This window comes from Oceanobacillus sp. J11TS1, assembly GCF_018333215.1.
GTDB lineage: Bacteria > Bacillota > Bacilli > Bacillales > Amphibacillaceae > Oceanobacillus.
In genome coordinates, this window is the sequence record NZ_BORO01000007.1 from 154,054 (window position 1) to 167,025 (window position 12,972).

A 12,972-nucleotide genomic window follows, 5' to 3' on the forward strand; every position below is an offset into this window, starting at 1 on the left:
GAACTAATTAGGAATAACCATCAATTCGCAGTCTGATGTGATGCTGCGGAGTGGTGGTTTTTTCTATGTATGGGTAGTTATTCTAAAATGCTGCTTGAGTTGTCATATAATTAAGAAAGGATAGGCTGACAGTTGGTTTCTATAGAAGAAATCCGTTATAATAAGAAAAGATTCATTTTCAAATTTGCAAGAGAGAGGAACGAGTATATATGAAGCAAGAAATTGGTGTTATCGGTTTAGCCGTTATGGGAAAAAATATCGCATTAAATATAGAAAGCCGAGGCTTTGCGGTATCTGTTTTCAACCGTTCATATGAGAAAACGGAAGACTTTATGGCAAATGAAGCAAAAGGGAAAAACTTCTTCGGTGCCAAAACCATTGAAGAATTTGTTCAATCCCTTGAGAAGCCTCGCAGAATTATGCTTATGGTTAAGGCTGGTCCAGCAACAGATGCTACTATCGCTTCTTTACAACCATACTTAGAAGATGGAGATATCTTAATCGATGGAGGAAACACACTCTTTGAAGATACTATCCGCCGTAATGAAGAGTTAGACAAAACAGGTATTCATTTCATTGGAACGGGTGTATCTGGCGGAGAAGAAGGAGCTTTAAAGGGACCTTCTATGATGCCGGGCGGACAAAAAGAAGCGTATGATCTTGTTGCGCCAATCTTTGAAGCCATTTCTGCTAAAGTGGATGGTGCTCCATGTGTTACTTATATTGGACCAAATGGTGCCGGACATTTTGTGAAAATGGTTCATAATGGAATTGAATATGGAGATATGCAATTAATCGCTGAAGCATATGATTTAATGAAGAATGTTGTCGGCCTAGACGCTAATGAACTACATGAAGTATTTCAAGAATGGAACAAAGGCGAACTAGACAGCTTCCTTATTGAAATTACAGCAAATATCTTCACGAAAGTAGATGAAGAAACGAAAAAGCCGTTAGTTGAAGTGATTCTTGATAAAGCAGGCCAAAAAGGTACTGGTAAATGGACAAGCAAAAATGCGTTAGACTTAGGTGTACCACTGCCATTAATTACAGAGTCTGTATTTGCACGTTTTATTTCTTCTTTAAAAGAAGAGCGCGTTCAAGCAAGCAAAGTATTTTCTGGTCCTGCTAAAGCAGAGATATCTGAAAGTAAAGAAGAGCTTATCGAAGCGATCCGTCAAGCACTTTACATGAGTAAAATTGTTTCTTATGCCCAAGGATTTGCGCAAATGCGTGCAGCGTCTGAAGAAAATGGCTGGAACCTAAACTATGGTGAAATTGCTATGATCTGGCGTGGAGGATGTATTATCCGTGCAAAATTCCTACAAAAAATTAAAGATGCTTACGACCGTGATGCAGATTTACCAAACCTTATGCTCGATCCTTATTTCAAAGAAATCGTCGAAGGTTATCAAGCGTCTCTACGCAAGGTTGTTTCTTTAGCAGTACAACAAGGCGTTGCTGTCCCAACATTCGCAAGTGCTATTGCTTATTATGACAGCTATCGTTCAGAGAACCTGCCAGCTAATTTAATTCAAGCACAGCGTGATTATTTTGGTGCACATACGTATGAGCGTAAAGATAAAGAAGGCATTTTCCACTCTCAATGGTTTTAATTGCCCTGTAAGTAGGGTTTTTGATTTTTCATAATGATAAAATGTCCCGGAGTCAAAGGGTTTTGATTCCGGGGCTTTTCATTATCAGACAGAATGGGATTTGTAAGCAACATTTACTAAAAACATGCAGAGGTGGAACAGAGTTGAGAAAAAAATTAGGTTGTTTACATGCACATCATTCGAATATAGGATATATCGAGCGTGCACTTTCCCTATTTAATGTTGAATTAATCCATTTCGTTGATCCGGCACTAATGTATCGCGTTAGTTCAGATGAAAAGTTTCAAGAATCAAACGCCTCAAATAAAGTGAAAGAACAAATAGAATGGATTGCTCAATGTAATGTGGATGCTATTCTTATTACTTGTACCAACTATATTGCCATGTTAAAGGAAGACCAACTCTCCACAGCTGTTCCAATTATTAAGATCGATGAGCCTTTCTTTGACGCTCTTTGCAATATACAAGAACCCCAGGCAATTCTTTTTACGAATCCTGAGACAGTTAGAGGAACGATGAAACGTCTGAAACAGTATGCGGATAATCATCAAAAATCTTTAGATATAGAAGTTATGGTTATAGACAATACTTTTAAATTGATTATGCAAGGGTTAAAAGAGGAATACAATCAAGAAATCTCTAGGTATTTAAATCAAAGGATGAAAGAGAATCATAAAGTTATTTCTGTTGCCCAATTATCTATGGTTGACGCAGCTCTGCAAGTTGAGGAGAAAACAGCTAAGATAATTATAAACCCGTTGAATACCCTGACATCTTTTATAGTTAAACAATTAAAATTAGAAACGTGAAGCGAGGAGGGAATACAGTGACGATTATAGATAAATTAAAGCTTCAAAAATACACAAACATGGCAGTTATCAACCAACCAGATGATTATGCTATTTTTACAAAACATAATCAATCGTTTCACCAAGAGCATGATGCTATTTTTATTTTTGTAGAAACATTGGATGAAATGGTTGCGTATACACACCAAATTATAGAGCACCAGTTGCTGCTTCCAAAAGGGTATGTATTTTTTGCTTATCCTAAAAAGGGGAATAAGCGTTACAGCACATATATCCACAGGGATGAAATTTTCCCATCTTTGAAAGTAGACGAAGAAGGCTATGTGGCAGGAAGTGATTTGAAATTTTCCCGTATGGTGCGGATGGATGATGTATTCACGGTTGTTGGTTTAAAACGCGAGAAGCGGAAAGAGAAGAAGCCGGTCTCAGCAAGCCAGCGCGTGGCAGATTATGCACAAAATGTACAGGACGTTGAAGCGATATTAGCCGACTATCCGGAGATGCTTTCATTTTATCAAAGCTTAACACCTGGCTATCGAAAGGATTGGGCGCGTTATCTCTTTTCCGCTAAACAGCAAAAGACGCGCGATAAACGCAAGCAACAAATGCTCGATATTCTGTCACAAGGGTATAAATCTATTGAACTGTATCGTCAGCAAAAGAAGTAATCCCTTTATTCGCAAATGAGGAGGACATTCATGATTAAACAAATTCCAGTAACAAATGACGAAATTTATGAGTTATCTGCCTTTGCATTTCAATCGCCTGCAACTCCAGAACAAATGGAGCAGAAAAAGAAAGAGAAGGAAAATGAAACAGTCTGGGGTTGGATGGAAGGGGAGAATCTAGCTGCAAAGGTTCATATCATTCCATTAGAAACTCGTATTCATGGAAAAGTCATGAAGACAGGAGGCATTTCCTCCGTTGCAACATGGCCAGAGTACCGCAGAAAAGGCGCTGTGCGAAAGTTGCTGCTTCATGCTATCGGTGAAATGAAGAAAGAGGGACAAATCATTTCTTACCTGGCGCCATTTAGTGTTCCTTTTTATCGGAAATTTGGATGGGAGATGACCATCAATGAAATGCAATTTACGATTCCGATGGACCGCGTGCCAAGGTTTAAAGATACATCAGGTTATGTACGTCGTCTAAAAAAAGGGGAAGAATCGATTTTAAAGGATGTATACCAAGAATATACAAAACAATATACAGGTATGCTCGTCCGTGATGACCATTGGTGGGAGCACAAAATTTTCAGTAAAGAACAGTTGACCACGGTGATAAGTTATGACGATGAGGGAAATGCAGATGGATATATACGCTATAAAGTAAGAGATAATAAGATGGACATTGATGAATGGGTTGCAGTCACCCCAAACAGTAAAAAGCGGCTGTTGCAGTTTATTGCCAATCATGATTCGATGGCGAAGGAAGTACATATAACGCTTCCTGATGATGATTTGCTTCCGCTCTTTTTAGAGGAGCCAAGGGCGAAACAAGAACAAGAGCCATATTTCATGACAAGAATTGTAGATGTAGAAGCCTTTCTCAAAATGTATCCATTTCTGACGCGAGGAAATAGAGAGGGAGTATATACGATTCAAGTGAAAGATGAGGTTTTTGAGGATAATAGCGGTTTTTATCACATTCATTTTCAAAATGGGTCTCATCAAATAGAGAAAATGGAAGCTCCCTCCAATCGGATTCATACAACAGCATCCATGACCATTCAACAATTAGCGATGGTTTTGTTAGGAACACAAACCATGGAACAGCTTTATCAGCTAGACTTTGTTTCTGGAGATATGGACAAGATAGTGAAACTGGATCAGTATATTCCTAAGAAACGGCATCCTTATCTTGCTGACTTTTTCTAAGCCGGCAATAAATATAAAGTAAAGCCCCTCCCAAGAACGAGACGGGGCTTTACTTAAGTTGTTATTCTTAATTATTTACTGCTTCTTCTAGTTCTCCCTTAGAACTGTCCACTTTTTTCTGATGGAACATACTATTTAGCAGAGCACCTACAAGCAGAATAATGCCTGTTAGGAAGAACCAGATCATAAGAATGATAATTCCTCCAAGGCTTCCGTACGTAGCGGAATAATTTCCGAAGTTAGATACGTAAATGGAAAAAGCAAAAGAACTCACTAGCCATAATACACTTGCTGTAAATGTACCCGGTAAAATATGCTTGAAAGGAATACGTTTATTTGGCGCAAACCGATAAAGACCCAACAAAATAACTGTGACAATAACAATGGCCATAATGAAGCGAGATATTTGCAAAATAAGTCCTGTTCCTTTACTAATCCCAATGAAGGAAATTAAGAAGTTGACGATCACATCGCCAAAAACCAGTAAGGTGATGGATGTAATTGCTGCTAAAAGCATCCCGATAGTCAGCAGAATTGCTGTACCTCGGACTTTAATAAAGGAACGCGTTTCTTCCACTTCAAATGCCTGGTTCGATGCTTTAATAAAACCATTAATCCCATTTGACGCTGACCAAATCGTTCCTAGAATCCCGATAGTTAATAGTCCTCCGCGCGGTGTTTCTACCAAGCTGACAATATTCTCCTCAAACGTTGCGGCTAGACCTTCTGGTAAAATGGAGCCGATAAATCCAACCGCTTCATCTGGACTGATATTAAAATAAGGAATAATTGCAAAGCCGACGATAAGAAGCGGGAAGATAGCCAACAGAAAATAATAAGCAAGTGCAGCCGCAAGCAATGTCGTATTATTTTCGGAAAAGCGGTTCATAAATTCTTTACCGAATTGTTTTATACTATTCATAGTCGCCTCCAATAAGTAATTTTTTAATGCCCCTGCCTATGTTATATTAACATAGAGAAATGGAATAAATATATCTATAAAGGCGGGGAAAGATAAGATATATGGGTTCTATACCCAAAAATAAAAAGATATAATCTTATGTTATGAAGAAGAAACGTTTTATTTATTTTTACAGGTGGTATAATATTGTTTATAGAGGCTGTTCAAAAAGTCCGGTTAAAAATGATGCGTCAAAATTCGAGCAGTATCTTTTAAGAATCGACAAGCTCATTTTATCCTTTTGAACATGCAATGGAAAAGGAGGGGATTTTTACATATGCCTATTATTTCTATAGGGATTCTACTTGTTGCTATTGCTTTTGCTATCGGTTGTTGTTATATGGCCTTTGCATTATATCGACTATCTAATACAATGCGTTTACTTGGAAACTCGATAGTAAAAATGGAAGAAGAAATGAACTATGTTACACCTGAAATATCGACAACCCTGCAAGAGGTAGATCATTTAATTGATGATACCCATATAAAGTTGCAGACGACAAATAGTATCTTTGGCTCTTTAGAAGATGTTGGTACATCCATTCAGTCCTTGAATGATGCCTATAAAGCGAAACGTCAAGCATTAGATGATGCAAATCTGGAAGAAAAATTAAATCTGGCGAGTAAAGGTATCACTTGGAGTGAAGCAGCAATACAAATTTATAAAAGCTATCAAGCAAGTAAAAAGAATAAAGTTAACCAGAATAAGGAGGACGTAAAATGACATTAATAGGGATTGGCGTCATTATTATTGGAATTGCATGTGTTATTTTAGCTATTTTTATTAGTCATATATTAAACAACTTAGCAAGTGTACTAAGCGGTGTTGATAAGACTGTCCAACAGTTACCAGAACAATTGGACGGCATAATGAAAGAAACAAGTAATGTGATCCGTGAAGGTAATCAAGCTTTAGCAGATGTAAATGAAAAAATGGAACAATTAAGTCCGCTATTTTATATTGTTGGGGATGTTGGAAATGCTACCAGAAAGCTATCCTCTTCCTTAGTGGATGTAACGAACTCCGTAAAGACAAAAACAGAAGCTGGTCAGGAAGTTTCTAATAAAAACAACCTTGGCGGTGTATACGGCGGAGTCGCACTCGGATATTATTGGTTAAAGAAAAAAAGAGATTTAAAACGTGAGAAGCGAGCATACACACATGAGCAATAAAACGTATAAAGCTGGCATCGTTGTAAGTACTGTTGTTGGCGCAGCATTAGGATGGACAGCGAGCTCTTATGTGGAAAAGAAACGAGCTTTAGAGGAAAATCCATCCTTATTAACTCGCCTCCGTGATTTTGAACAACGCCTTTATCATGATGGCTATCAAAAAGCGACAGAGCTTCAAGAAATACGCCAGGAAGTCGAAAATAAAATTGCAGAAAATGAATAAAAAAAACTGCTTGGAATTTCCAAGCAGTTTTTTAGGTTAAAACCAAAATCTATGGTTGATATTAAAGAATAAATATGTTAATTACGCCTAGCTAGCGTAGTGTTTTTCCGTAGCGGTTGCTCATAACAAATTAATTATAATTTTGTCATCCATAGATTTTGGTGAAGAGCCAGCTTTTGTTCTAATTATTTCTTATTAAACTTCACAAGAAAATAACCGATGGTCGCTAAGCCGTAAATACCCTGCAAGTTTTTATTTGCTATTGTCAGGTTAGCTTCTTCTGTCTTTTCCTGTAATTGATTTGCTGTCTTAAGTACGGATGATGTCATGTTATGTGTAGCTCGTCCTGCATCACCGATTAAGTAGAACAAAGGAGATAATTCCTTGATTTGTTGATTTACTTGGTGCAATGTTTTATTACCTGTTTTTAGGATATCTGTTAATTGCGAAGTTATCTCGTCTACCTTTTCCGGGAGCTGATCCGTTGTTTTTGTTGCACTTTGAATGAGTTTTCCCAGTCCTCCCAATTTCATAAAAAGAAAACCACTTACTGCTAATAAGCCCAGTCCAATAAGGACAGCTCCAATACCTAATAAAATCAATATCCAGTTAGCCATAATAATACCTCCGAATCATTATTTCTAAATACCCCATAAACGATAAATTAAAACGCTCATTTTATTTTAGCATACCACAAAAGATAAGTCATAAACTGGGCGACCAACCCATAAAATTTTAATAAGGAATGCTGCTGTCTATTGTATCACTTTGTACATGCTTATTAAACAGCGATGGAATGGCGATACTTTATTTGAATCCGATGTTTACCTATAAATCGTAACAAGGAATGCAAATTTATGGTAGAAAGGAACGAAGCGATATGTCAAAAAAGAAGAAAGTGGCCTTTTGGTTTCTCGGTTTATTTTTACTTATTTTCTTATTACAGTATCCCACGAAGGAAGCAATTAATTCGTCTAATTCTGCTTGGTCACTGCCATTAAACGGAAAAGTTATTGTGATTGATCCTGGACATGGAGGGGCAGATGGGGGAGCGGTAGGTTCCGATGGTACAGTGGAAAAAGATATTGCGCTTGAAGTCTCCAAGATTGTTCAATCTTATCTTATGCAGCATGGTGCGTTGGTTTATTTAACCCGTGAAGAGGATGTAGATTTAGCTGCAGAAGGGACAAGCGGTCTGGCTAATCGTAAGTCGGAGGATATACGGAATCGCTTAGCATTTATTCATGAGAAACAGCCAGAATTCTTTATCTCCATCCATTTAAATGCACTGCCTTCTAAACAGTGGCATGGTGCTCAGACTTTTTATTATCCGAGATTTGAGGAGGGAGAACATCTGGCAACCATGATTCAAGAAGAGATTATCCGTAATTTAGAAAATACAAATAGACAGCCGCTCGCTTTGGATAAAATGTATCTGCTAAAGCATGCGGAAGTCCCTGGAGCATTAGTAGAGATAGGATTTTTATCAAATGAAGCAGAGCGAGAACAACTGAAAGATGAAACATATCAGCGGCAAATGGCGGCCAGTATTTATGAAGGAATCTTGCGTTATGTGACAGAAGACGCTGTGGAGGAAGAGGTGGAGTGATATATTGTTTCGGTTTTGCACGCACTAGCTGTTTTTAATGTCTAGTCATGATAAGAAGAGGTTGGGACAAAAAAGTGTAACGTCTAGAAGCTGCACAACATGCAATGGAGCGGCGTATATTTCCGAAGCGGGTATTCGCACCAATGATGTTCGGAATCTGCTGGATAAAAAAACTTTTGTCTCTGCCTCTTTCACGTCGTGGATAAGTGTGGAGATAGGAAATAATGGACATTAAAACCTCGATTCATTTAAGCAAACTGCAGCTCTATTTAATACAGAAAGAGAAAGCGCCACCACTGAATGAAGATTTGTTTTATGTTATACTAAAACATGGACAGATTCAAAAAGGATGGTGAGAATATGTTAACGCAAGATGAGGTTATAGAGTTGCTTCGTTCTGTGAAAGATCCCTTTTTACATAGAAGTTTAGAGGAATTGGATGCGATTAAATCCGTTACGATAAAAGAGGAGAAAAAGCATGTCAGTGTCAAAGTAGGTATTTCCAAAATGAATACTGGTGAACAAATGGAGCTTCAGCAAGAGATTGTCGGCATTTTAAAACGTAATGGAGCAAATACAGTAGGACTACGGTTTGAACAGTTGCCAGATGAAACCGTTAAGAAGTATCAATCCGAAGCGGAAAAGGCAAAGGAAGAGTCATTAATAGCTGGTGCTTCTAACACTAAATTTATCGCTGTTGCAAGTGGTAAAGGTGGCGTTGGTAAGTCAACAGTAACCGTTAACTTAGCCGTCTCCTTAATGCGTTTAGGCAAAAAAGTAGGAATTATTGATGCGGATATTTATGGTTTTAGTGTTCCGGATATGATGGGTGTAGAGGAGCGGCCTGTTGTTCGCGGAGAAAAGATTATCCCTGTTGAACGCTTTGGCGTCAAAGTAATCTCTATGGGATTCTTTGTGGAAGATAATTCGCCAATCATCTGGCGCGGTCCAATGCTTGGAAAAATGTTAAACAGCTTTTTTACAGAAGTAGAGTGGGGCGAGTTAGACTATCTATTGCTTGATTTACCACCTGGAACTGGTGATATTGCAATGGATGTTCATGAACTCTTACCGTCTTGTAAAGAGGTTATTGTGACAACACCGCATCCAACGGCGGCTTTTGTAGCAGCACGTGCGGGACAAATGGCAATAAAAACAGACCATGAGATTCTTGGCGTGGTGGAAAATATGTCCTATTTTGAAAGTAAGAAAACGGGTGAAAAAGAATATGTCTTTGGCAGAGGCGGCGGAAAAAAACTGGCGGAAGTTCTAAAAACAAAGGTTCTTGGCCATTTATCACTCCAACAGCCATATGAGGAAGAGGATGAATTTGCTCCATCTGTCTACCAGGAAGATCATCCAAATGGAAAAGAGTATCATAAGATTGCTGCAAAAATTGTTGCAAAATTAGAGGAATAATATAGATAACAAATAGGGTGCTTGTTTCTGGAAACAGCGCCCTATTTGTTTCTAGGTTTTAGAAGAAGGGTACATAGATGAAAATTCTTCCTAAATACATTAGCTGGACGAACCACTATTTTCATTGGAAGAGCCTTGGTTACTTTGATCGCTTTCGGATGATTTTTTCTTCGCGGCTTCTTCAATGGCTTTATTTATCTTTTCTTGGAATAATGGAGATTGTAATGTTTCTTGGATTGTCTTTTCCAGATGAGCGCGGAATGCTTGGCTTGTCATAATAGCAAGCATTTGTTTATCCACCTCAGGGTTATTTAATATCTCAATCATTTGCTCTTGAAATTGACTATCATGCATAAGGTCTTTCATAAGCTTCTTTTGCTCGTCGGAGATGGATTTTGCATAAGTTTTCGTAAACTCAGGGTCTTGGAACATTTTTGTCCAGTTCTTTTTACCTTCTTCTGATGATAAGGCTTTATTTACAGTTTCTTTTACTTCTTCTGATTCCATAATCAGTTGGTCTTTTAATTCATTGTCGGCTAAGATATCCTTTATGGCCTTTTTGCCTTCTTCTGTCTGTAGAATATCAACAACCATCTTCTTTGTGGTTTCATACTCCGCATCATGAGATTCGGCGTTGTTTCCACAAGCGGAGATAAATAATATAGATAAGCTTAGGAGTGCAATGGATACTTGTCGTATCACAATATAGCCCCCTTTCTTTTTGTGATTAGATTTGGGGTGAGAACCTAATCTACATGTTCTTAATATGGTTGATAATTTAACAAAATATACACAAGGCATGGAAGAAAAAAAGAACGCTTCATGATAAAATACGAATGATTGTTTCTATAGGGAGGGTGAAGAATTGAACACAAGAATACTGGTGAATTTCTTTTGGAAAACATTTTGGCTTGGCGGACTTGCTGGGTTGATTGCGAGCTTTTTCATACGGCCAGCGGAATATCTTACATATCTTTCTCCTTTTAATGCAATGGAGCTTTTTGGAGTATTTCTTTTCTTTTTGGCGCTTGGTCTGACATTTGCAGCAGTAAGTATGACAGGTTTCTTTGCGTACTTATTCGTGAATAGAATGCTTCTGAATTTGTTTAAAGGGTTTTGGCCTACCGTACAAGTTGGTGTTATTATCTTTATTTTATTTGATCTTATTTATTTCCCCTATCGTGCAGCGGGTGAAAATGTAGCGATATATTGGTTTATACTCATAGCTGCTGCCATGTTAGTGATTGCGTGGATTGTTGCAAAGGTTAAAGCAAAAGAAACAAATTCGACAGCTTTTATTCCGGCGCTTTTCTTTATGATTGTTTTTACAACAGTCGAATGGGTTCCTGGTTTAATGGTAGATGGTACTGATTACGCTTGGCTGATGGTTGTCCCATTATTGGTATGTAACACCTACCAGATTTTAATGCTTCATCGACTACCTTTTGTCCAAAAAGAATCAACAAAAGGACAACAATCTACACCGAAGTCGAAAAAGGAACAAACTAAAAAAGCATAAATTGAAAATGATAACGAATACGTATCATTTCGGATACAGAAAAAGGCAGTATCTTTCATCAATAAATGAGAGATATTGCCTTTTTGAATGCATTTCTAATATTTGAAAGGACCTGGACGCATTTCCTCTAAGACTGTAAATGAAGCTTCTTCTTATCGTAAAAGAAGTTACAGAAAAATACAGCAGGTTTTAATCAATGAGTTCTGCTTCTGCCTTTGCTTGGTTAATCATCTCAGATATCGTAATGAGCCCATACCCTTTATTTTTCAGGCCTGGAAGAATTGTTTCTAATGCTTCAGCAGTTTGTTTCGCGCTATCAGAAGCATGTAATAGGATAATATCGCCATTATCAGTTTGCTTCATAACTTCATCGATAATTGTTTCTACACCAGGATTTTCCCAATCATCCGGATTGACATTCCAATGAACCACTTGGAACTGCATGCTTTCTGCTAACTCAATAATTTCTTTGTTTAAATGACCATGTGGCGTACGAAGCAGTCGAACATCTTCATATCCTAATTTGGTCATAACCTCTTGTGCTTTTAATAAATCCTTTCTTATTTCTTCAGGCTCTTGATCTAAATAGCTTTTATAGCGATAACCAAGCAGTCCGATTTCATGTGCCCCGTCTGAAATTGCCTCTAAGATATCCGGATGCCGTTCAGCCCATTCACCACTGACAAAAAAGGTAGCTTGAACATCTTCTTTCTCCAATGCTTCAAGAATGCTCTCTACCTTTTCCTCTCCCCAGCTAATGTTAAAGGTTAATGCTATATCTTCTAAATCTTCATTCCCCTTTGATAAAGCTACTGGTTCCTCTTCATTAGAGAAGACAGAGATAATGGAAGGAGTCTGCGTCCAGACAAGAAGCACTGCCGCAATAGCTGCCACTGCTAACAAAATCATTTTCTTTGGCTTCAAACGTATTGTGTAGAAATGATTCAATTTTATTCCCCCTCATTTTTGGATATAATGTATCATGGGTATCTTAAAACAATGCAAAATGATTCATTGTATTGCTATATATATGTGGTGATAGGAGAGATATGTACAAGCATACAGAAAATGATTGTCGTAAATGTCAGTAGAAATTTTGTTTGCATATAGAGTGCGGGGGATACTTAGATGGTGAGAAAACTATACTTTCAGCCGCTACGCCTAGATGAGGCAAAATGGTATTCATTCATCCTTTGCAAAAATAAATTCTTTAAAAAGAAGAAGGCATCGTCTTACAAAAGACAGCCATATGTAAGAAACTATGAGGAACGAATGATATAAAAGATAGATTTTATATAACATATCACTTCAAAAGAGAGTATGTTTATTAGGAGGGAAAGTACCTTTTCAGCAGCTATAGATAAGATGATTTGATACGATTATCAAATGAATTACATTTTTTTTGCAAAAAGCTATTGCGCTTCTAAAATATCTATGGTATATTATTTTTTGTTGTCACAAGCAAACGACATTAACCGAAATTGCTTCGACAAAATACTTCAAAAAAAGTGTTGACAACATAAACAAAACATGATAAATTATATCTTGTCGCAAAAAACGACAGAAAAAAATTGCTCTTTGAAAACTGAACAAAACAACCAGTACGAAAGAAGAAAGACAACCTCGTTTTTCTTATTAAATAAGTCAGAAGTTGACTTCTGAAAGCTAAGAAACAAAAAACTTTTATAGAGAGTTTGATCTTGGCTCAGGACGAACGCTGGCGGCGTGCCTAATACATGCAAGTCGAGCGCAGGAAGCAAACGGAA

15 protein-coding genes and 1 rRNA gene are annotated in these 12,972 nt (G+C 37.6%); 12 read left to right on the forward strand and 4 right to left on the reverse strand.

Translation table 11 applies throughout. The features are described from left to right. Window positions 1–209 precede the first annotated feature (209 nt). The 4 genes from gndA to KI343_RS08145 all read left to right on the forward strand — a co-directional run bounded on the left by gndA (window position 210) and on the right by KI343_RS08145 (window position 4,302). Window positions 210–1,616: an NADP-dependent phosphogluconate dehydrogenase gene (gene gndA, locus KI343_RS08130; RefSeq protein ID WP_212925913.1), complete on the forward strand. Its 1,407-nt coding sequence runs from the start codon at window positions 210–212 to the stop codon at window positions 1,614–1,616. Between the two features lie 143 nt (window positions 1,617–1,759). Beyond that, window positions 1,760–2,425, forward strand: coding sequence for a hypothetical protein (locus KI343_RS08135; RefSeq protein ID WP_212925914.1), 666 nt, complete (start codon window positions 1,760–1,762; stop codon window positions 2,423–2,425). Between the two features lie 17 nt (window positions 2,426–2,442). After that, entirely contained in the window at window positions 2,443–3,093 is a 651-nt protein-coding gene (locus tag KI343_RS08140) for a YdeI/OmpD-associated family protein (RefSeq protein WP_212925915.1), read from the forward strand. Between the two features lie 30 nt (window positions 3,094–3,123). Continuing rightward, the gene (locus KI343_RS08145) at window positions 3,124–4,302 is read left to right on the forward strand and encodes a GNAT family N-acetyltransferase (RefSeq protein ID WP_212925916.1); all 1,179 of its coding nucleotides are present in this window, start codon (window positions 3,124–3,126) and stop codon (window positions 4,300–4,302) included. A 67-nt stretch (window positions 4,303–4,369) separates the two neighbouring features. Here KI343_RS08145 and KI343_RS08150 read toward each other — a convergent pair whose 3' ends face one another. Then, a complete protein-coding gene (locus KI343_RS08150) occupies window positions 4,370–5,224 on the reverse strand; it encodes a YihY/virulence factor BrkB family protein (RefSeq protein ID WP_212925917.1) in 855 nt (284 codons plus the stop codon). Between the two features lie 316 nt (window positions 5,225–5,540). Between KI343_RS08150 and KI343_RS08155 the strand changes: the two genes are divergently transcribed. The 3 genes from KI343_RS08155 to KI343_RS08165 are packed head-to-tail and all read left to right on the forward strand — an operon-like array spanning window position 5,541 to window position 6,659. Further along, window positions 5,541–5,987, forward strand: coding sequence for a DUF948 domain-containing protein (locus tag KI343_RS08155; protein WP_212925918.1), 447 nt, complete (start codon window positions 5,541–5,543; stop codon window positions 5,985–5,987). Then, on the forward strand, window positions 5,984–6,436 hold the full coding sequence (locus KI343_RS08160) for a DUF948 domain-containing protein (RefSeq protein WP_212925919.1): 453 nt from the start codon (window positions 5,984–5,986) through the stop codon (window positions 6,434–6,436). The genes KI343_RS08155 and KI343_RS08160 overlap by 4 nt, the downstream gene beginning before the upstream one ends. Further along, entirely contained in the window at window positions 6,426–6,659 is a 234-nt protein-coding gene (locus KI343_RS08165) for a hypothetical protein (protein WP_212925920.1), read from the forward strand. Before KI343_RS08160 ends, KI343_RS08165 begins: the two co-directional genes overlap by 11 nt. A 185-nt stretch (window positions 6,660–6,844) precedes the next feature. On the opposite strand, the gene KI343_RS08170 is transcribed toward KI343_RS08165, so the two are convergent. Then, entirely contained in the window at window positions 6,845–7,276 is a 432-nt protein-coding gene (locus KI343_RS08170) for a DUF948 domain-containing protein (protein ID WP_244856834.1), read from the reverse strand. A gap of 263 nt (window positions 7,277–7,539) precedes the next feature. Between KI343_RS08170 and cwlD the strand changes: the two genes are divergently transcribed. From cwlD to KI343_RS08180, 3 genes are all read left to right on the forward strand, one after another. Beyond that, entirely contained in the window at window positions 7,540–8,268 is a 729-nt protein-coding gene (gene cwlD, locus KI343_RS08175) for an N-acetylmuramoyl-L-alanine amidase CwlD (protein WP_212925921.1), read from the forward strand. Between the two features lie 224 nt (window positions 8,269–8,492). Beyond that, window positions 8,493–8,624, forward strand: a complete 132-nt coding sequence (locus KI343_RS20340; RefSeq protein ID WP_280530120.1) for a hypothetical protein — start codon at window positions 8,493–8,495, stop codon at window positions 8,622–8,624. Between the two features lie 4 nt (window positions 8,625–8,628). After that, a complete protein-coding gene (locus KI343_RS08180; RefSeq protein ID WP_212925922.1) occupies window positions 8,629–9,687 on the forward strand; it encodes an Mrp/NBP35 family ATP-binding protein in 1,059 nt (352 codons plus the stop codon). 99 nt (window positions 9,688–9,786) lie between these two features. On the opposite strand, the gene gerD is transcribed toward KI343_RS08180, so the two are convergent. Continuing rightward, window positions 9,787–10,389 carry a spore germination lipoprotein GerD gene (gene gerD / locus KI343_RS08185; protein ID WP_244856843.1) on the reverse strand — a complete coding sequence of 201 codons (603 nt, stop codon included), beginning with the start codon at window positions 10,387–10,389 and terminating at the stop codon, window positions 9,787–9,789. A gap of 163 nt (window positions 10,390–10,552) precedes the next feature. On the opposite strand from gerD, the gene KI343_RS08190 reads away from it, so the two are divergent. Further along, window positions 10,553–11,206 (forward strand): KinB-signaling pathway activation protein, encoded by a 654-nt coding sequence (locus KI343_RS08190; RefSeq protein ID WP_212925923.1) that lies wholly within the window; start codon window positions 10,553–10,555, stop codon window positions 11,204–11,206. 189 nt (window positions 11,207–11,395) lie between these two features. Here the strand turns inward: KI343_RS08190 and pdaB are convergent, their stop codons facing one another. Further along, window positions 11,396–12,154, reverse strand: a complete 759-nt coding sequence (gene pdaB, locus KI343_RS08195; protein ID WP_212925924.1) for a polysaccharide deacetylase family sporulation protein PdaB — start codon at window positions 12,152–12,154, stop codon at window positions 11,396–11,398. A 734-nt stretch (window positions 12,155–12,888) separates the two neighbouring features. On the opposite strand from pdaB, the gene KI343_RS08200 reads away from it, so the two are divergent. Next, window positions 12,889–12,972, forward strand: a 16S ribosomal RNA gene (locus KI343_RS08200); the annotation flags it as partial.

Bases quoted from the DNA above. Each gene is read 5' to 3' on its own strand.
- KI343_RS08170 (WP_244856834.1), bottom strand. From the start codon at position 7,276: ATGGCTAACTGGATATTGATTTTATTAGGTATTGGAGCTGTCCTTATT.
- KI343_RS08180 (WP_212925922.1), top strand. From the start codon at position 8,629: ATGTTAACGCAAGATGAGGTTATAGAGTTGCTTCGTTCTGTGAAAGAT.
- KI343_RS08145 (WP_212925916.1), top strand. From the start codon at position 3,124: ATGATTAAACAAATTCCAGTAACAAATGACGAAATTTATGAGTTATCT.
- KI343_RS08150 (WP_212925917.1), bottom strand. From the start codon at position 5,224: ATGAATAGTATAAAACAATTCGGTAAAGAATTTATGAACCGCTTTTCC.
- KI343_RS08160 (WP_212925919.1), top strand. From the start codon at position 5,984: ATGACATTAATAGGGATTGGCGTCATTATTATTGGAATTGCATGTGTT.
- gndA (WP_212925913.1), top strand. From the start codon at position 210: ATGAAGCAAGAAATTGGTGTTATCGGTTTAGCCGTTATGGGAAAAAAT.
- KI343_RS08155 (WP_212925918.1), top strand. From the start codon at position 5,541: ATGCCTATTATTTCTATAGGGATTCTACTTGTTGCTATTGCTTTTGCT.
- KI343_RS20340 (WP_280530120.1), top strand. From the start codon at position 8,493: ATGGACATTAAAACCTCGATTCATTTAAGCAAACTGCAGCTCTATTTA.
- KI343_RS08165 (WP_212925920.1), top strand. From the start codon at position 6,426: ATGAGCAATAAAACGTATAAAGCTGGCATCGTTGTAAGTACTGTTGTT.
- cwlD (WP_212925921.1), top strand. From the start codon at position 7,540: ATGTCAAAAAAGAAGAAAGTGGCCTTTTGGTTTCTCGGTTTATTTTTA.